Genomic DNA, 17,013 nt, shown 5'->3' with positions numbered 1-17,013 from the left:
TCAGAAATAGAAGCACATTCTTCTGACATCGGAGGCCCGGAATGTCTGTCGCGGAAACTATCTCAAACCGAATCAAACACATGAGAAAAGGCCAGCCTTTCGCTGGTTCTGTGTTCTCTCAGGTTGGGACACGCACGTCTGTCGACAAAGCTCTCTCAAGGCTGGTGCAGGAGGGGAAGCTCGAGCGCGTGATCCGTGGTATTTACATGCGGCCCAAGGAAAGCAAAGTCCTTGGGCGTGTTCGGCCAAGCCCGATTCAGGTAGTCGAAGCGGTGGCCCGGCGACGTAGAGAAAAACTCCAGATCCATGGGGCAGAAGCTGTCCGACGTTTAGGCATCAGCACTCAAATGCAGGTTCAAACAGTTTATTACACAAGCGGTTCGACCCGTGAGATTCGAGTCGGGAGAGCTGTGGTTCGCCTGCAGCACGTCTCCAGCGAGCACTTACAGGAAGCTGGCACCAGGGTAGGCGTGGCGCTTGTCGCGTTGTTTTACCTCGGGAGGAAAGAAGCTTCCACGTCGGTTATTCAGAGGATCTTGCGATCATTGAACCGTGAAGAATTCAGAAAACTCCAGGCCTGTAGTAAGCCGGAATGGATGCAGCCAGCCTTGGAGCAGGCTGCTAAGGACGTTGAGTGGCAACCTCTTATTTCGACCTGTCAGCAGAAGACCAGGGCAGCCTGTTAGCTCAAGCTGAAATTGAGACGGGCCGAGCCCAGGCCGTAATCGAGAAGGACATTTGGGTGTCCGTGGTGCTCCGAGAACTTTTTTCAATGCCAGAGCGCAAGCTTATGGCATTCAAAGGTGGCACCTCACTTTCCAAAGTTTACTCGGTGATCCATCGATTCTCGGAGGATATTGACATCACGATTGACTACCGCGAGCTTGGATGTGAGTACACATTGGCGGATCTGGTAGGGCTAAGCCGTGGTAAGCGAGACAAAGTGAGCGATGAACTCAAGGCCAAGGTCAAAGATTACACCTCCAATACTGTTCAACCGTATTTGCTAGCCAGACTCCACACGCTGGGCTGCGGAGATGAATGCACTGTCTCAGCCGACGAGAAAGGTGAAACGCTTCTAGTGGGTTACCCTTCGCGTGTCGCCGAGCGTGGCACGTACATGTTGCAGCACGTAAAAGTGGAGTTTGGCGGTCGAAACATCATTGAACCCAATGCAGTTCACACAATTGTCCCCGATGTGGTGGACCTCTTTCCTAATGTTGAGTTTCCAACGGCCGAGGGCGTGGTTGTCCTCGCGGCCGAGCGAACTTTCTGGGAAAAGGTGACCCTCATCCATGACGAATGCAACCGCGGGATCTCAGTGGATTCTGGACGGCTCTCCCGGCATTGGTACGACTTGGCGATGCTGTCGCGACATGACTGCGGCCAGCGCGCAGTTGCCGACCGCTCCCTACTAGCGGAGGTGATCGACATCAAGAATGTGTTCTTCCGAAGGGCCACTAGCCAATACGAGCTGTGCCTAGCAGGGGCACTCGTGCTCATCCCGAACGCCGAGAACGTCGTTCAGCTCGGACGTGACTACGATGCCATGCAGGCATCCGGGATGCTGAATGGTCATGTTTTTACCCTTGAGGAAATCCTCGCTGACCTAGCGGCTTTGCAGGACCAGATCAACAACAAGGCATCGACGCCTCTTCGGGCTCAAACCTGAACCTAGCACTTTCCAGGATAACTATCCCGATTCCAGAATGAAGTCATCAGTTGATTCAGCCATCGCACCTTCGACGACCTCGTCGCGTATGAGCTTGGCGGCAATGGCCCTAGGGGGTGCAATTGCGCAGGCCGCAGTTCATGGCCGAATTCAGCCCTTCACGACAGGCAGAAATCGGCCGATTCTGTTGAAAAAGTCGGCCATGTTCTCCACGGCAGAAAAGTACGCGCTTGAGATTGAAATCTTTACTTTGAGCAGAGGATTCCGGGCTCAGATTTCGCGTAGCTGCGCGCAAAAAAGGCATTTTCAGCAGTCAGTACGAGGGCAGTATGGAAGGACCGACTTTTTCAACACAATCGGCCAGTAGCAGTCATTCAAGCTTGATCAAAACCATGTCGCGACGCTTCGATTTCTATCGCGTTATTGACGCAGTCTGCGAACTTTTCCGCCAAATTAGTGCCGGTATTGCGCGGATGTAGATTAGCTCACCCACCAACTCGACTAGCGTCTGGGTGATCACCGCCGCAGCCGCAAGGCCCCGAATTTCTTCAGGCAATGCCAGGGCCAGTGGGAGGACGACCAAAGAGTTGCGTGTTGACGAGCTGAATGTCACTGCTCTGGCAGTCGTGGAGGGCAGCTTGAAAGCTCTCGAAGCCAAAGCGCCAACCAACGGAGCCAATAGCATGAAGCCGATGTACACGAGGATGACCGGTGCCAGCTGGTCAATGTCGCGAACTACCGAGGAAATTTGAGAACCGACCACCGCGATCAAAACCGCTGCCATTGCTGGGACGGGTAGCCAGGCCCAGGCGGCGTTCCAAGCGCCGACGATTTTCGACTTTTTCGCCAGCGCCGCTGTAATCACGGCCAATAACAACGGCGCGACAATCAACACGAGAAAGGCTTCAACAAAGGGGCCTACCGAGATCATGACTTCGGACTGCCCACCCAACATGAAGGCCAAGTACACGGGTAGCAGAACCAGCTGAAGCAGCAGCAGGATTGGTGTGGCTGCAAGGATTCCACGAGAGTCGCCCTTGCCAATATGAGTAAAGACCACCACGTAGTCGATGCAGGGGGTCAGCAGTACCAGGAGAGCACCAACAAGGATCGCCGGATGATCCGTGAGTCCCCGAGTGAGCCCCCATACCAACAGCGGTATCAGTACAAAGTTGGCGATCAGCAGGGCTGACATGAAGCGTCTATTGCTCAGTCCTTCACGCAGATTAAGAAAGGGAATCTGTAAGAACATCGCGTACATCAGCACGGCGATGGTTGGCGTTACCAAAGCGTTCAACCCCTGAGCAGCCACAGGCGCCATGAACCCACCGATTGCTGCGGCAATGACCGCGACGAAATAGATCGGTATTTGGTTCTGTTCAAGTGCGTCCCTATCCATAGCGCTCCCCTCGGGTATCAAAAAAAGGCCGTCAACCTAAGCAACACCAGCTCGTCCGTCGAGTGATGGTGTAGGCACACGGTCATGCCATTATATGTCACGTATCATCGCGGTTTATTTGGGGCAAGGTTGCTTTTCCAAAGGGCACAACAAGCTGCTCCAAATAACCCTGCGGGAATCCCCGTTCATGCAGTCCAACCTCTGCCTCGCCCAGCTTCCCCGCGCTGTCGTAGAACGTGCCGAACAACCGATCCCATACCATCAGAAACTCACCAAAGTTCACTTGGGCATCTTCGAAGTCACGCTTGTGGTGCCAACGATGGATTTCGGCGACCCCAAACACATGTCGTAACCAGCCCACCCGGTAATCCAGGTTCGAGTGCTGGAAGGCCAGGTGCACGCTCAAAATGCCAAACCAGGTCGCGACCACCGCCGCGGGTGCCCCTGAAGCGAGCAGCACTACCAGCCCAGGGCCGGCCATGAATGCAGCGTGGAGGGGGTGGCGCCGTTCACCGTTCATCCAGTACAGCCGTTCGGCACTGTGGTGAACCATGTGGAAACGCCACAGCCAGGGCACCTGGTGGCTGATTCGATGCATGCTGTACAGACTCAGGTCGAGCACCACCACAACCAGCAACAGCTGCAGCCACAATGGGCTCTCAGTGGGAAATAGACGCATCGAGGCAGGTACCGCATCCCCCAGTTTGGCCACGATTTCTGCCGTGAACTGAATGACGGAAAGGTTTACTAGCAAGTGCAGCAAGTCCGTCTGGGTGTCCTGGTGATCTTCCAGCCACGCCTGCCGAAACGGCTGAAGATGCTCCAATGCCGCGATGGCCAGCAGCCCGACCGCAGCAACAAGGGGGGATGTCGGCCAATAGGGCATTCCAGCGTATAACGCCCACACCATGAAGGCCGCACAGCCGCCAAATACTAAGGGATAGCTCAACCTTCGAATGGCGAAACGAGAAATGCTGGACATTATCGGGCTCCTGAGTTGTGAGCCTTTACGATATGTGTGGGTACGCGCTGGCAGCTTGAACGAAAGAGCTAGCCTTCCTGCAGGCGAACCTCGGCAAGCGCTGAGGATGGATCTATGCCCAGCAGCGCACGAAAGGTTCGTGAAAAATGGGCGGAATCGGAGAAGCCTACCGCGTGTGCCGCTTCGGTCATCGATAGCCCACTGGCCAATAGCTGAACTGCATGGGTGAGGCGCAGCCATTTTGCATAGCTACGCATCGGCAGGCCGGTCTGCTCCACGAACCAATGGGAAAAACGCGTCGGAGACAGGTGCACCAAGGCGGCGAGTTGGTCACGCCGCACGCTGCCGCTGTGCACGGCTGCGCTGACCGCAGCCAGGCGCGGGTCGGTTGTCGGCAGGTCGATTACTCCCAACGCCCTCCGAACTGCCCTTCGGACATCGAGGGTCGTCTCGTCTAAGGCATCGATCAGCCTCGTCACGTCGGCCGTAGCAATTTCGAGCGGCGCCAGGGTTCTGCCCTCGGGCAGAGCCCGGGCTTCATCCGACAATACATCTAGGTAGATCGACATGACGATGTCGCCGCTGAGCCGATGGCGAACACCCGCAGGAATGCGAACCGCGGCCCCGGTGTGGCAACCCTGGGGGGACTCTACGGAGACGAGCGCATTCACTCCCAGTGCAATCTGGTGTGCCTGATGATGGTGCCAGTCTTGATGCCCGGCGCGGCCGATGAAGATAGCCATGCCAGGGGCAATCCACGCACGACCGGACCAGCGAGGCGAGTCGACCGCTGCGGGCACCTTCATCCCGTCCGACCTGCTTGTGGACTCGGTTGCGACAGGCTGCTCAGGAACAACAGTAGAACACCACCGACGATGGCGATATCCGCTAGGTTGAACGCCGGCCAACTCCATGTCTGGTAGTAGAAGTCCAAGTAGTCGACAACATAGCCGCGGAACGACCGATCGATGAGGTTACCGATAGCGCCGCCCAAGATCAGGCTATAACCCAAGGCTTCGCTCGGGGGGCGCGCACGACGAAGCAGCAGGGCGAGCACCACGGACACGGCCAAAGCGATGGCGATGAAAAAATAACGCTGCCAACCGCCCGCTTCAGCCAAGAAGCTGAAGGCTGCGCCGGTATTCCGGGCATGCACGAGATTGAAAAATGAACTCAAGGGAAGCGTTGAACCCAGCGCGAATAGACGCTCAACGATGGATTTGAACCCTTGATCGAGGGTGGCAACTGCAGTCGCCAGTCCCCACCAAAACCAAGGTGTGACGTAGTGCGTTGCTTCCTGATGTGCCTTCACTGGTGCTTACCTTGCAGTAGTCGTTGCAGATCCTTTGGTACTGGCATCGAGCGGAATGCACTGATCCTGGCCCGTCCGGTGTTGCCGATTGGTACCCAGAGTTTGCTGAACAGCAAGGCGGCCATTATCCGTGTGGTTTGGCCAAGCATTTCCCGGTAGTCGCGCTGTTGCCAGCCAGCCCGGAGCATCAACCAATGGCTGCATACGTGCAGCACTGGCAGGCGCTGACTGAGAATGTGGGCGCGCTCCAACCAGGGATATGCGCGCCAAGGCTCCTTGGCCGCAAGTGCCTGCTCGGCTTGCTGGAAGGCCATGCCGATGGCAGTACGTAGTTCGCTGTTCATCTCGCCCTCACTTGCGCAGCAGGCGCAATCCATTCAGGACTACCAACAGACTTACCCCCATGTCGGCGAATACCGCCATCCACATCGTGGCGTGACCGGCCAGCGTGACTACCAGAAAGATCGCCTTAATCCCCAGAGCCAGTCCGATGTTCTGCATAAGCACCGCAGCGGTTTGCCGGGAGAGGCGGATGAAGGCCGGGATCTTGCGCAGGTCATCGTCCATGATCGCCACATCTGCAGTCTCGATCGCGGTATCGGTACCCGCCGCGCCCATGGCAAAACCGACATCGGCACGAGCCAGTGCGGGGGCATCGTTGATGCCATCCCCGACCATGCCCACGGTAGCTCCGTTGTTGATCAGGTCTACAATGGCGCTGAGCTTGTCGGTCGGTAACAGGTTACCTTTGGCTTCGTCGATGCCCACCTGCGCGGCGATCGCTTCGGCGGTGTACGGATTGTCGCCCGTCAGCATCAGCGTTTTCACGCCCAGTGCGTGGAGTTCGCCAATGGCAGCCTGGCTGCTGTCCTTCACCGTATCGGCCACGGCGAACAGGGCCAGCACCTGAGTTTTGTTGGAGAGGATGACAACCGTTTTGCCCTGACGCTCGAATCGTTCGAATAACGCTTCGAATCCAGTCGAACAAAGACCGAGCTCCTCTAGCAATCGATGATTGCCCAGATGGTACTGATGAGCGTCAATAACACCGCGGACGCCGCGCCCAACAATAGCTTCAAAACTCTCTACGGCCAGCAACGGTATTGAGCGCTCAGCAGCCTGGTTGGCAATGGCTTGCGACACTGGGTGGTCAGAGCGACTGGCCAGACTCGCCGCCGCCGAGAGGTATTCCGCTGGCAGGTCTGTGCCAATGGGTAGGAAGTCGGTTTGAACCGGCTTGCCATGGGTGAGGGTGCCGGTTTTGTCCAAAGCCAGGTGCGTGATCTTGCGGCCGCTTTCCAGGTACACCCCGCCCTTGATCAGAATGCCTTTGCGAGCGGCGGCCGCCAGGCCGCTGACGATGGTGACAGGGGTGGAAATCACCAGGGCGCAGGGGCACGCCACCACCAACAATACCAGGGCACGATAGATCCAGTCGAACCACATCCCGTTCATCAGCAAGGGCGGTACGACAGCCACAGCCAGCGAGAACAGGAACACCGTCGGCGTGTAAATCCGCGCGAACTGATCAACGAAGCGCTGGGTTGGCGCACGGGCACCCTGAGCCTCTTCGACGGCGTGGATGATTCGAGCCAGGGTGGTATGGCTGGCTTCCGCCGTGACGCGATACTCCAATTCGCCAGCTTGGTTAATGGTGCCGGCGAACACCGTATCGCCTGGCCCCTTTTCCACAGGCAGGCTCTCGCCGGTGATGGGTGCCTGGTTGATCGTTGAATTACCTTTGACCACCTCCCCATCCAGGCCGATACGCTCACCTGGGCGAGCCCGGACCAGACTTCCGATGCCGACCGTGGCCACCTCCAGCTCGATCCAACGGCCATCGGGTTGCTGCACCGTCGCCTTGTCCGGAGCCAGGTCCATCAGGCCGCGGATAGCATTCCGAGCGCGATCGAGGGATTTGGCCTCGATCAATTCCGCGACCGCAAACAGGAACATCACCATGGCAGCTTCGGGCCATTGCCCAATTAGAATCGCGCCCGTAACGGCAATACTCATCAGCGCATTGATGTTGAGGTTGCGGTTCTTGAGGGCGATCCAGCCTTTCTTGTAGATGGCCAACCCGCACAGCAACACGGACGCCAGGGAAATGGCCGCAACGCCCCATTCGGGCACCAACTGGGTGAAGTGCAAGATCTCCGCGGATGCGGCGGCGGCTCCGGACAGCCCAAGCCGCCACCAGTAAGCGTTGGTCGGTGGATGCGGTTCGGTCGAGGATTGGGTTTCGGCCGCAAGCTGGGGAGTGAAGCCGAGCGCGCGGATCGCGTCCAACGCGGGCGCCAGTGCCTCCGGCTCATGGCTGATGGTGAGTGTTCGTTGCAGCAGATTGAACCGCAGTGCCGAGATGCCCGGCATACCGGACAGTTTGTCGGTGATCAGTCGCTCCTCGGTGGGACAGTCCATTTGCGCAATTACCACACGAGTGCCCTGCGCGGCGGTCAATGGCTCAGCCTTCATCCCCAATGAAGCTATGGCCTCCACAAGCACCTGTGGAGACAGCGGCTCGTGACGAACGTCGAGAGTTCGGTTTAGCAGATTGAACTGCAGCGCCTGCACCCCGGGCAGTTTCTCCAGTTTGCCGCGGATCAGCGCTTCTTCAGTAGGGCAATCCATTTGTTCAATGCGAAAGCTGCTCAGTTCGCCTACCGGTGCTGCCGGTGCCGCGCAAGCCGTTGCACTGCAGCTTGTCTCCGCAGAATCGCCGCAGGAGCTTTTTTTCGGGGTGTCGTCGCAACAATTAGCCATTATGGCGTCTCCTCTGTTGTTGCGCAGTGAACACCCTATAGTCGCTATATGGTCAAGGACTAAATTTTTGAGCAAAAGCGAAGGGGCGCGTGCATCAGGAGTGTGTTGAACCGCCCTCCACCAAGCCCGAAAGTATTCCGCAGTCCAAGCTTTGTCGTTCGTTATCGCAGCAGCGGCGCAATCTCACCAATTGCTCTTCCAGGACTTGCAAGGACGTGATTTGGGTTCTGACCTGAACAATATGACTATCAAGCAGCGCATTCACCGCCGCGCAAGGTTGCTGCGGCTGTGCTTGAAAGCTCTGCAAAACAGCGATTTCCTCCAACGACATACCGAACGACCGGCAGCGACGGATGAACAGCAGTCTTTCCACATGTTCCGCTTCATAGGCGCGGTAGCCATTGGCCTGACGATTGGGCGGTGGAAGCAGACGTTGGCGCTCATAAAAACGAATGGTCTGAATATCCGCTCCTGTCAGCTGTGCTAGTTGACCGATGCGCATCAGTGGTTCCTCGATAAAAATCTAGTATATCTACGCTTGACCCTATACCTACTATATGGTTTTCAATGGCCAGAGTGGAAACCGATAGGAAAAGTGGATCATGAGCGCCTGTGATAAATCCTGTGGTTGTGGCCCCGCGTCAACAACCACTGAAGCGGCATCTTCGTCGTCGAATGATGGAACATGGGTTAGCAGTTTTTTGGTGCCCAAAATGGATTGTCCGTCAGAAGAACGGATGATTCGGCTCGCATTAAATGGCTTGCCTGAGCTCCATTCATTGTCCTTTGATCTGGCGAGCAGGCAGGTACGCGCTTTCCATGACGGGCCTGTTGATCTGATCACTACAAAACTGGAGTCACTTGGCCTGGGCGCAACGTTACTGGGGACTGAACCGGCCAGTCAGGAAGCGGCCTCGGCCAACAGTTCCAATGAAGAGCTGACTACTGCCAAGGAGGCAAGCACGCTCAAAATCCTACTCGGTATCAATGCCGCGATGTTTGTCATGGAGATGGGCGCAGGTTTGATCGCCCAGTCGGCTGGCCTGGTGGCCGACTCACTGGACATGTTTGCTGATGCTGCCGTCTATGGCCTGGCTCTCTATGCAGTCGGCCGAAGTGCACGGCTGCAGGTTCGCGCTGCGCACCTGGCGGGTTTCTTTCAGATCGTGTTGGCCCTGGGTGTACTCGTGGAAGTGGCGAGACGCTTTCTCTACGGCAGCGAACCTGAGTCGATGCTGATGATGGGTATTGGCGCAGTCGCACTGGTTGCCAACGTCAGCTGTCTCTTGATGATCTATGGCCATCGCGAAGGCGGTGCACACATGAAAGCAAGCTGGATTTTTTCAGCCAACGACGTGCTGGCGAACCTTGGCGTTATCGTTGCCGGCGTGCTGGTCGCCTGGACAGGTTCTGCCTATCCAGATTTGGTGATTGGTACTGTTGTGGGCCTCATCGTCTTAAATGGGGCACGCCGAATTCTGGCCTTGAAAGCGTGATTTAGGGGCATTTGCTGGCTGCTGTTCACGCCTTTCCTCCAACCAGAGGCTCGTGACGTATGACTGATAATTACACGCTTGAGATAGAGCAGTTAATGGCGGGTTTAAACCGCACTATCGCCGAAGGGCATGCCGTCCAGAGTCGAGATGCGGCTTATGCTGTCTACCTGAAGTTGATGGCACTGCGCGAGCAGTCGGGCATCAGCGCTGAGGCAGAGAGACTTCTGGAGCAGAACTGTCAGAAGGCCTGGTTGCTCTATGAGGCCTTCCACCTGGAGCTGCAGCATGAGTTGGAATGGGCGAACAGCCGCAGTTACGAGGATGTTTAGGGCTCGTCATTGACGGAGCAGCAGACAACCTAAGCTCCCTACAGCACAAGAAACAACTCTCTCAGCCCATAAAAGAGGTTTCCTTTATGCCGTATCGAACGACAAGATGGTTGATTGCGGGGGTTTTTGCTTTGGCGATGGCGCCCGGATTTGCCGAGACGAAGTCACCCCCGAAGGTATTTGGGTGGGTGGAGGAAGGGCAGATTCAACCAGAAAACATCTCGGTGAAAATCAAGCTCGATACCGGAGCTTTAACCTCGTCCATGGATGCGAAGGATCTGGAACGGTTTGAAAAGGACAACGAGAGGTGGGTCCGCTTTAACGTGGAAGTCAAAGACAACATGACTGGCAAGATGACCAACTCATCCTTTGAGCGCAAGGTCGTTCGTAACGTAAAAGTGCGTGGCGCCGGCGGCGCGGAGCGGCGTCCGGTTGTGATGATGAAAATATGTATCGGATCGCGTATGTATGATGAGGAGTTCTCGCTGAAGGATCGGGGCAAGATGAATTATCCCGTGCTGATTGGGCGCAGTACCTTAGCGCGTATTGGAGCGGTTGATGCCTCACGGACCTTCACCGTGGAGCCGAAATGCGACACCCCATGAATGTTACCCTCCTCAATCGCATGACTGATTGCCTCAAGTAACGTCAGTCGATCTGATTGAGAAGACGATGCCACCGTGGTAACGCCACTTTTTCAACAGAATCGGCCAGAAGCAGTCATTCACACCCGTCGCCGAAGTGCTAATTGTTGTGAAGGTAGGTGGTAAAACCCGGCACGACAATGCGTGCCGGTTACTGAAACATCACTTTTTGATGGAGACAATCGTTGCTTTTCCACCCTCTAGTCGAAAAGAAAACGATACACGGTCTCCAACCGACAGCCCTGCCAACTGATCTTCGGCCACGGAAAAGGCCATGGTCATCGGCGGCCATTGCACTGCTGGAACGGCGCCGTGAGCGAGGGTCACCGTATGCTTTGCAGGATCGATCGCCTTGATCGTGCCCTCGGCATTGGCAACAGGCGTTTGCTTCGACTCCTGCTTCATCTGCATGCCTTCCATACCGTCCATTTTCATGCCCGGCATGTCCTCTGCCGTTGCAGAAAAAGACAGCGTAACTATGGTGCTCGCAATTGCAATTAGGGTCAGTTTCATACGATTTTTCCTTCAAGGGTGACGGGTTCGATTAGGAGGTTTCGGCGGCGCATCAAGCGATAGGCCGCCGGAATGACAAACAGGGACAGCAAGGGCGCCGTGACCATGCCGCCGACCATGGGCGCGGCGATGCGGCTCATCACCTCACTACCGGTTCCGCTGCCCAGCAATATGGGCAGCAGACCAGCAATGATGACGGCAACGGTCATGGCCTTGGGACGAACGCGCTGCACAGCCCCTTCACGAATCGCCGCAAGCAGCCCCCGCTCAGTGTTGTCGCCAAGGTCTTCACGTTCGGCCCAGGCATTTTTCAGGTAGAGCAGCATGATCACGCCAAACTCGGCAGAAACACCGGCCAAGGCGATAAAGCCGACCCCGGTGGCGACTGACAGATTGAACCCCAACAGATAGAGGAACCATGCCCCGCCAGTCAGTGCGAATGGCAGAGTGGCCATGATCAGCAAGGCCTCATCGAAGCGAGCAAAAGTCAGGTAGAGCAGCACGAAGATGATCAACAGCGTGGCAGGCACCACCAGTTTGAGTCGTGCGTTGGCCCTTTCGAGAAACTCGAACTGCCCTGAGTAGCTCAGGCTCATGCCGGGCTGCAACTTGACCTGCTCGTTGACCACCCTGCGTAGATCGGCGACTACCGAGGCAATGTCCCGGCCACGCACGTCGATGTAAACCCAACCAGAGGGGCGTGCGTTCTCGCTCTTGAGCATCGGCGGACCGTCCGTGACTTTGACCTTCGCCACTGTGCCGAGGGTGATCTGGCTACCTAGCGGGGTATAGATCGGCAATTGCTCCAAGGCACCGAGCGAGTCACGCCACTCCCGTGGGTAACGCACGTTGATCGGGAAGCGTGCGAGCCCTTCAATGGTCTCACCGACATTTTCACCGCCGATAGCGCCGGCCACGATGGACTGCACATCGGCGATATTCAGTCCGTAGCGAGCGGCGGCTTTGCGGTCGATATCAACATCGATGTAGCGGCCACCGGTCAGTCGCTCGGCCAGAGCCGAACTGACACCGGGGACCCCCTTGGCCACTCGCTCGACCGCCTGGGTGGCCGCATCGATCTCCGTCAGGTTGGTGCCGGCAACTTTCACGCCGATAGGGCTCTTGATCCCCGTGGCAAGCATGTCGATACGGTTGCGAATCGGTGGTATCCAGATATTCGTCAACCCAGGGACTCGTACCACTCGATCCAGTTCTTCCACTAACTTTTCCTGGGTCATGCCTGGACGCCATTGCTCGTGCGGCTTGAACTGGATCGTGGTTTCGAACATCTCCAGCGGTGCGGGGTCGGTGGCGGTTTCAGCGCGCCCCGCTTTACCGAAGACGTGTTCGACCTCAGGCACAGTCTTGATCAGACGGTCGGTCTGTTGCAGCAGTTGTGCCGCTTTCTGCGCTGACAATCCCGGCAGAGCTGAAGGCATATAGAGCAGGTCGCCCTCGTCCAACGGGGGGAGAAACTCGCCACCCAAGCGAGACATTGGCCATAGCGCACTGGCAAAAACCAATAGCGCCACCAGCAGCGTGATCTTTGGTCGACGCAAGACTGCATCCAGGGCTGGCTGATAGATCCGAATCAACCACCGGTTCAACGGGTTCTGATGTTCACTGGGAATTCGTCCTCGAATCCAGTAGCCCATCAGCACCGGCACCAAAGTCACTGACAATCCCGCCGCTGCGGCCATGGCGTAGGTCTTGGTGAAAGCCAAAGGACCGAACAGCCGTCCCTCCTGAGCTTCCAGCGTGAACACCGGAATGAACGACAAAGTGATGATCAACAAACAGAAGAACAGCGCCGGGCCTACCTCTGCCGCCGCTTCGGTCATTACATGCCAATGACGTTCACCCTTCAGTTCTTCCCCCGGATTGGCCGCGTGCCAAGCCTCAATCTTCTTGTGGGCGTTCTCGATCATCACCACGGCGGCATCGACCATGGCGCCGATGGCGATGGCTATCCCGCCCAAGGACATGATGTTGGCGTTGATGCCCTGGTAGCGCATGACGATGAAGGCAATCAGCACCCCCACCGGCAGCGAAATGATCGCCACCAGGGATGAGCGCAGGTGCCAGAGAAAGATCCCGCAGACCAGCGCGACAACGATGAACTCTTCTATGAGCTTGTGGCTGAGATTTTCCACAGCGCGATCGATCAGCTTGCTACGGTCGTAGGTGGTGACGATTTCCACGCCGGCCGGCAAACTGCTTTTCAGTTCGTCGAGCTTGGTCTTGACTGCGGCAATGGTCTCGCGAGCATTCTTGCCGCTGCGCAATATCACCACGCCGCCGACGGTCTCGCCTTCGCCGTCGAGTTCAGTAATGCCACGCCGCATTTCCGGTCCCAACTGGATCGCGGCGACATCGCCAAGGGTTACCGGCACTTCTCCCGAAGCCAGCTTGAGCGGGATCGCCCGAAAGTCATTGAGCGTCTTCAGGTAGCCGGAAGCACGCACGATAAACTCGGTCTCTGCCATCTCCAGCACCGCACCACCCGTTTCCTGATTGGCCTTGCCGATAGCTTCGGTCACCTCAGCCTGAGTGATACCGAGGCTGGCCAGTTTGAGGGGATCAAGCTGGACCTGATACTGCTTGACCATGCCTCCCACGGTGGCCACTTCCGCGACGTTGGGCAGGGTCTTGAGTTCGAACTTGAGGAACCAGTCCTGAAGTGCGCGGAGCTGCGCTAAATCGTGTCCGCCACTGCGATCCACTAGCGCGTACTGATAGATCCAACCCACCCCCGTCGCATCTGGTCCCAACGCCGGCTTGGCGCTGGCCGGCAACCGGCTTTGGATCTGGCTCAGATACTCCAGCACCCGCGAGCGAGCCCAGTACAAGTCAGTCCCGTCCTCGAACAGCACATACACAAAGCTGTCGCCAAAGAACGAGTAGCCACGCACTGTCTTGGCACCCGGCACTGAAAGCATGGTGGTGGCCAATGGGTAGGTCACCTGGTTTTCGACGATTTGCGGGGCTTGTCCCGCAAACGGCGTACGGATGATGACTTGCACGTCTGAGAGATCCGGCAATGCATCAATGGGTGTGCTCTGCACCGACCAAACGCCCCAAGCCGTGACGAACAGCGTCGCCAGTAATACCAGGAACCGGTTGGCCACTGACCAACGAATAAGGGCGGCGATCATGGCTGACCTCCCGACTTATCCAGGCGCTCGACCCGCAAACCATCGTCGGTCTGGCTCACCGCGACTTTAACCTTGTCCCCCGCCTTAAGGCCTTGCATCAATGCCGGGCTGGCGAGCGGAAACGTCATCGTCATGCCAGGCATGCCGAGTGTCTTGAAGGGACCATGGGCGAGCGTGACTTCTTTATCGTTGATCTCGACGACCTGCCCGTCTGCCTCATGCAATCCGGAGGTAGCTGCGTTGGGAGGCGACTCTTGCGCTGAACCGGCCACGATCCCCTTGAGACTGGCCTCTGAGTCGAGCAGGAACTGACCCGACGTGACCACTTTCTGGCCCTCATCCAGACCTTTGACGATGGCTGTCTTGCCATCGCTTTCCTGCCCAAGTTGCACTTCCACGGGGCGATAGCGGCCAGCGTCTTCGGCCAGCATCACCAAGGCACGTCGGCCTGTGCGAATGACGGCCTCGCTTGGCACCCATATCACACTCTGCTCAGTTGAACGGTTCAAGCGTACTTGCGCGGTCAAGCCGGGCCTGAGGCGTCCGTCTGGATTGGCGAGTTCCACACGTACCCGCAGGGTACGGCTGTCCGGGTTGGTTTCCGGCAGAATCGTACTGACTTTGCCGTTGACCTTTGTCCCCGGGAAGGCAGGCAATTGCGCGTCAACAGTTTGCCCCACGATGATTGATCCAGCCTCCGCTTCTGGAACAGCCACGGCCAGCCAGATGCTACTCAAACCATTGACGCGAGCCAGCGTCTCGCCTGCGGCGACAGTCATTCCCGACCGGACATTCAACTCTTGTAGTACACCGCCGATAGGGCTGGTCAGTGTCAGGTAAGGCTGAACCTTGCCGCTACGCTCTACCTGAGCAATCAATGCGGCCGGCATCCCTGTGAGCCGAAGTCGCTCGCGGGCCGCCGCTAACAAGTCAGCATCACCGTTGCGCTTGAGGGCAAGGAACTCTGTCTGTGCGGCCGCCCACTCTGGCACCAGGATATCCGCCAATGCCGCGTTGGCTTTAAGCACATCACCGGGGGCATGGGCATAGACCCGTTCCACAAAGCCGGGGGTGCGGGCCTGTATTACGGCGACATCCCGTTCGTTAAACGCCAGGACACCGGTTACGTTGAGGCTGGATTCAAAGACCCCACGGCTGACCGTCGCAAATCGCAGACCGAGATTCTGAGTCAGACCTGGATCGATGCTGACCGTCGCATGATCGCTACCTCCACTGGCGTATTGAGGGACCAGTTGCATGTCCATGAAAGGCGATTTACCGGGCTTATCGAATTTTTGCTGCGGGTACATCGGGTCATACCAATACAGCGCCTTGCGTTCGTCCGGCACATTGAGGCTTTGCTCAGGGGCAGTACCCGGCACTCCACTTATGCGTTGGTGACCAAACCAATAACCACCGGCAACCCCCAATACCGTCGAAACGCCCGCCAGCAATACCCCGCTCCATTTAAGCTTCATTGGCTGGACTCCCCATACGCAAAATAGAGTCGCGCACGGGTCAGCGCTTGCTGTTCCTCCACGTCGACTTGTTTGAGGCGAGCCTCGATGAGTTCACGCCTTGCGGCGACGACGGCGTTCAAATCGCCCTTGCCGGCACGGTAGCTGGCCATGCTGAGTTCGACCTTTTCCCTGGCCAGTGGCACCAGGCTTTGCTCATTGCGCTGGACCGCACGACTCAGGCGCTCATAGTCAGCAAGTTCACTCTCCAGTTGCTGGGTATGCTCGCGTGACAGGGCTTCGCGCTCGGCCTCAAGCTGACTGAGTTCCGCCTGCTTGGCCGCGATTTTCGGGTTCTGGCGTGAGTCAGGAAACAGCGGCAGGTCCCATGAAAACTGCACGCTAACCATGTCGCCGAACTGACGGTCGCGATGCTGATAATCAAGCTCCCAACTCCAGTCTGACTTCTTCTCCGCCTCTGCCTCCCGGACCTTGGCTTGCGCTTCAAGGGTCATCGGCCCATACGCTGCCAACTCGGGGTGGTGTTGTAGCTTATGGGGCAAGCCTGAAGTATCGACAGGCCATTGCGGCAAGCTGCCCACCGGCTTTTCGTTGGCGGCAGGGCCAATCCAGCGTTTCAGCGCCGCGCGAGCTTGAGCGCGCTGACGAATCAAATCGTCCTGCTGCTCTGCCAGTTGAGCTGCCTCCTGCCTGGGTGTCACTGCATCGGCAGGTTGAGCGCGACCGCCGGCAATCTGCGACCGGACGGTATCAGTCAGCAGCCGGTTTTCCTTGTAGAAGTCCTGGAACAGCGCGTCTTTGCGTTCAACCGAATAGCTGCTGATCCAAGCCAACGCCGTGGATTGGCGCACGTTCAGGCGTTCGACCCGACGCTCGGCGGCAGCGCGATCAACAGCGGCGCTGGCGACCTCGATACGGGCCTTGCGCTTGTCACTGTTGGGCATTTCCTGCTTGACCCCGACCATTTGCATGGTCATGAAATCGTCGTTGATGCTCCAGCGATCAGGGCCGCCGATGGGGTAGTTCTGTACACCGGCCAGCAACTTTGGGTCAGGTAATTCACCCGCTGGAATAGCAGCGCTGCTGGCGGCCTGTATCTTTGCATCCTGTGCAGCCAGCGATGGCGCGTTGTTTTCGGCCAGCCGCAATGCTTCGTCGAGTGTCAATGCGGCAGCGAAGCTCGGCAATGCCAGTACGCTTGCCGCCAGGCCGGCCACGAGGGACCAGCCTATGCAATAGCACTTGGAGTTCATGTTTACGATTCCTGTGA

General features: G+C 57.5%; 16 protein-coding genes. 5 read left to right on the top strand and 11 right to left on the bottom strand.

What is annotated here, in order from left to right:
- Nucleotides 1-41 precede the first annotated feature (41 nt).
- Nucleotides 42-686 (top strand): DUF6088 family protein, encoded by a 645-nt coding sequence (locus KVQ82_RS01805; protein WP_222017751.1) that lies wholly within the window; start codon nucleotides 42-44, stop codon nucleotides 684-686.
- Nucleotides 635-1,672: a nucleotidyl transferase AbiEii/AbiGii toxin family protein gene (locus tag KVQ82_RS01800; protein WP_222017749.1), complete on the top strand. Its 1,038-nt coding sequence runs from the start codon at nucleotides 635-637 to the stop codon at nucleotides 1,670-1,672. Before KVQ82_RS01805 ends, KVQ82_RS01800 begins: the two co-directional genes overlap by 52 nt.
- Nucleotides 1,673-2,084: 412 nt before the next feature.
- Here KVQ82_RS01800 and KVQ82_RS01795 read toward each other — a convergent pair whose 3' ends face one another.
- The 7 genes from KVQ82_RS01795 to cadR all read right to left on the bottom strand — a co-directional run bounded on the left by KVQ82_RS01795 (nucleotide 2,085) and on the right by cadR (nucleotide 8,630).
- On the bottom strand, nucleotides 2,085-3,071 hold the full coding sequence (locus KVQ82_RS01795) for an arsenic resistance protein (protein WP_222017747.1): 987 nt from the start codon (nucleotides 3,069-3,071) through the stop codon (nucleotides 2,085-2,087).
- A 97-nt stretch (nucleotides 3,072-3,168) separates the two neighbouring features.
- Complete coding sequence (locus KVQ82_RS01790; protein ID WP_222017745.1) at nucleotides 3,169-4,053, bottom strand: sterol desaturase family protein; 885 nt, start codon at nucleotides 4,051-4,053, stop codon at nucleotides 3,169-3,171.
- 68 nt (nucleotides 4,054-4,121) lie between these two features.
- Complete coding sequence (locus KVQ82_RS01785) at nucleotides 4,122-4,796, bottom strand: AraC family transcriptional regulator (RefSeq protein ID WP_238560707.1); 675 nt, start codon at nucleotides 4,794-4,796, stop codon at nucleotides 4,122-4,124.
- Between the two features lie 59 nt (nucleotides 4,797-4,855).
- A complete protein-coding gene (lspA, locus tag KVQ82_RS01780) occupies nucleotides 4,856-5,365 on the bottom strand; it encodes a signal peptidase II (protein WP_017849248.1) in 510 nt (169 codons plus the stop codon).
- Nucleotides 5,362-5,709 carry a DUF3703 domain-containing protein gene (locus KVQ82_RS01775; RefSeq protein ID WP_017849247.1) on the bottom strand — a complete coding sequence of 116 codons (348 nt, stop codon included), beginning with the start codon at nucleotides 5,707-5,709 and terminating at the stop codon, nucleotides 5,362-5,364. The genes lspA and KVQ82_RS01775 overlap by 4 nt, the downstream gene beginning before the upstream one ends.
- A 7-nt stretch (nucleotides 5,710-5,716) precedes the next feature.
- Nucleotides 5,717-7,996: a heavy metal translocating P-type ATPase gene (locus KVQ82_RS01770; RefSeq protein WP_026140317.1), complete on the bottom strand. Its 2,280-nt coding sequence runs from the start codon at nucleotides 7,994-7,996 to the stop codon at nucleotides 5,717-5,719.
- Nucleotides 7,997-8,222: 226 nt separating this feature from the next.
- The gene (gene cadR / locus KVQ82_RS01765) at nucleotides 8,223-8,630 is read right to left on the bottom strand and encodes a Cd(II)/Pb(II)-responsive transcriptional regulator (protein WP_081610207.1); all 408 of its coding nucleotides are present in this window, start codon (nucleotides 8,628-8,630) and stop codon (nucleotides 8,223-8,225) included.
- Between the two features lie 100 nt (nucleotides 8,631-8,730).
- Here cadR and KVQ82_RS01760 point away from each other — a divergent pair, with 100 nt between their 5' ends.
- The 3 genes from KVQ82_RS01760 to KVQ82_RS01750 all read left to right on the top strand — a co-directional run bounded on the left by KVQ82_RS01760 (nucleotide 8,731) and on the right by KVQ82_RS01750 (nucleotide 10,558).
- Entirely contained in the window at nucleotides 8,731-9,624 is an 894-nt protein-coding gene (locus KVQ82_RS01760) for a cation transporter (protein WP_222017743.1), read from the top strand.
- 59 nt (nucleotides 9,625-9,683) lie between these two features.
- A complete protein-coding gene (locus tag KVQ82_RS01755) occupies nucleotides 9,684-9,953 on the top strand; it encodes a hypothetical protein (RefSeq protein ID WP_017849243.1) in 270 nt (89 codons plus the stop codon).
- Between the two features lie 137 nt (nucleotides 9,954-10,090).
- Entirely contained in the window at nucleotides 10,091-10,558 is a 468-nt protein-coding gene (locus tag KVQ82_RS01750) for an ATP-dependent zinc protease (RefSeq protein ID WP_238560711.1), read from the top strand.
- Between the two features lie 201 nt (nucleotides 10,559-10,759).
- Here KVQ82_RS01750 and KVQ82_RS01745 read toward each other — a convergent pair whose 3' ends face one another.
- Genes KVQ82_RS01745 through KVQ82_RS01730 form a run of 4 tightly spaced genes read right to left on the bottom strand, consistent with a single transcriptional unit; the run spans nucleotide 10,760 to nucleotide 16,996 of the window.
- Complete coding sequence (locus tag KVQ82_RS01745) at nucleotides 10,760-11,110, bottom strand: copper-binding protein (RefSeq protein WP_222017741.1); 351 nt, start codon at nucleotides 11,108-11,110, stop codon at nucleotides 10,760-10,762.
- Nucleotides 11,107-14,265, bottom strand: a complete 3,159-nt coding sequence (locus KVQ82_RS01740) for an efflux RND transporter permease subunit (RefSeq protein ID WP_222017739.1) — start codon at nucleotides 14,263-14,265, stop codon at nucleotides 11,107-11,109. The genes KVQ82_RS01745 and KVQ82_RS01740 overlap by 4 nt, the downstream gene beginning before the upstream one ends.
- On the bottom strand, nucleotides 14,262-15,743 hold the full coding sequence (locus tag KVQ82_RS01735; protein WP_222017737.1) for an efflux RND transporter periplasmic adaptor subunit: 1,482 nt from the start codon (nucleotides 15,741-15,743) through the stop codon (nucleotides 14,262-14,264). The genes KVQ82_RS01740 and KVQ82_RS01735 overlap by 4 nt, the downstream gene beginning before the upstream one ends.
- On the bottom strand, nucleotides 15,740-16,996 hold the full coding sequence (locus tag KVQ82_RS01730; RefSeq protein ID WP_222019349.1) for a TolC family protein: 1,257 nt from the start codon (nucleotides 16,994-16,996) through the stop codon (nucleotides 15,740-15,742). The genes KVQ82_RS01735 and KVQ82_RS01730 overlap by 4 nt, the downstream gene beginning before the upstream one ends.
- Nucleotides 16,997-17,013: the final 17 nt, after the last annotated feature.

This window comes from Pseudomonas sp. AO-1 (genome assembly GCF_019775695.1).
Classification (GTDB): Bacteria; Pseudomonadota; Gammaproteobacteria; order Pseudomonadales; family Pseudomonadaceae; genus Aquipseudomonas; species Aquipseudomonas parakoreensis.
Note: the sequence above shows the minus strand (reverse complement) of the source record. Positions and strands in the feature narration are given on the sequence as shown.

What these genes read in the sequence shown, in the direction of transcription:
- KVQ82_RS01805 (WP_222017751.1), top strand. Translation starts at nt 42, where the DNA reads ATGTCTGTCGCGGAAACTATCTCAAACCGAATCAAACACATGAGAAAA.
- KVQ82_RS01795 (WP_222017747.1), bottom strand. Translation starts at nt 3,071, where the DNA reads ATGGATAGGGACGCACTTGAACAGAACCAAATACCGATCTATTTCGTC.
- KVQ82_RS01790 (WP_222017745.1), bottom strand. Translation starts at nt 4,053, where the DNA reads ATGTCCAGCATTTCTCGTTTCGCCATTCGAAGGTTGAGCTATCCCTTA.
- KVQ82_RS01785 (WP_238560707.1), bottom strand. Translation starts at nt 4,796, where the DNA reads ATGGCTATCTTCATCGGCCGCGCCGGGCATCAAGACTGGCACCATCAT.
- KVQ82_RS01775 (WP_017849247.1), bottom strand. Translation starts at nt 5,709, where the DNA reads ATGAACAGCGAACTACGTACTGCCATCGGCATGGCCTTCCAGCAAGCC.
- KVQ82_RS01770 (WP_026140317.1), bottom strand. Translation starts at nt 7,996, where the DNA reads ATGGATTGCCCTACTGAAGAAGCGCTGATCCGCGGCAAACTGGAGAAA.
- cadR (WP_081610207.1), bottom strand. Translation starts at nt 8,630, where the DNA reads ATGCGCATCGGTCAACTAGCACAGCTGACAGGAGCGGATATTCAGACC.
- KVQ82_RS01760 (WP_222017743.1), top strand. Translation starts at nt 8,731, where the DNA reads ATGAGCGCCTGTGATAAATCCTGTGGTTGTGGCCCCGCGTCAACAACC.
- KVQ82_RS01755 (WP_017849243.1), top strand. Translation starts at nt 9,684, where the DNA reads ATGACTGATAATTACACGCTTGAGATAGAGCAGTTAATGGCGGGTTTA.
- KVQ82_RS01750 (WP_238560711.1), top strand. Translation starts at nt 10,091, where the DNA reads ATGGCGCCCGGATTTGCCGAGACGAAGTCACCCCCGAAGGTATTTGGG.
- KVQ82_RS01745 (WP_222017741.1), bottom strand. Translation starts at nt 11,110, where the DNA reads ATGAAACTGACCCTAATTGCAATTGCGAGCACCATAGTTACGCTGTCT.
- KVQ82_RS01740 (WP_222017739.1), bottom strand. Translation starts at nt 14,265, where the DNA reads ATGATCGCCGCCCTTATTCGTTGGTCAGTGGCCAACCGGTTCCTGGTA.
- KVQ82_RS01735 (WP_222017737.1), bottom strand. Translation starts at nt 15,743, where the DNA reads ATGAAGCTTAAATGGAGCGGGGTATTGCTGGCGGGCGTTTCGACGGTA.
- KVQ82_RS01730 (WP_222019349.1), bottom strand. Translation starts at nt 16,996, where the DNA reads ATGAACTCCAAGTGCTATTGCATAGGCTGGTCCCTCGTGGCCGGCCTG.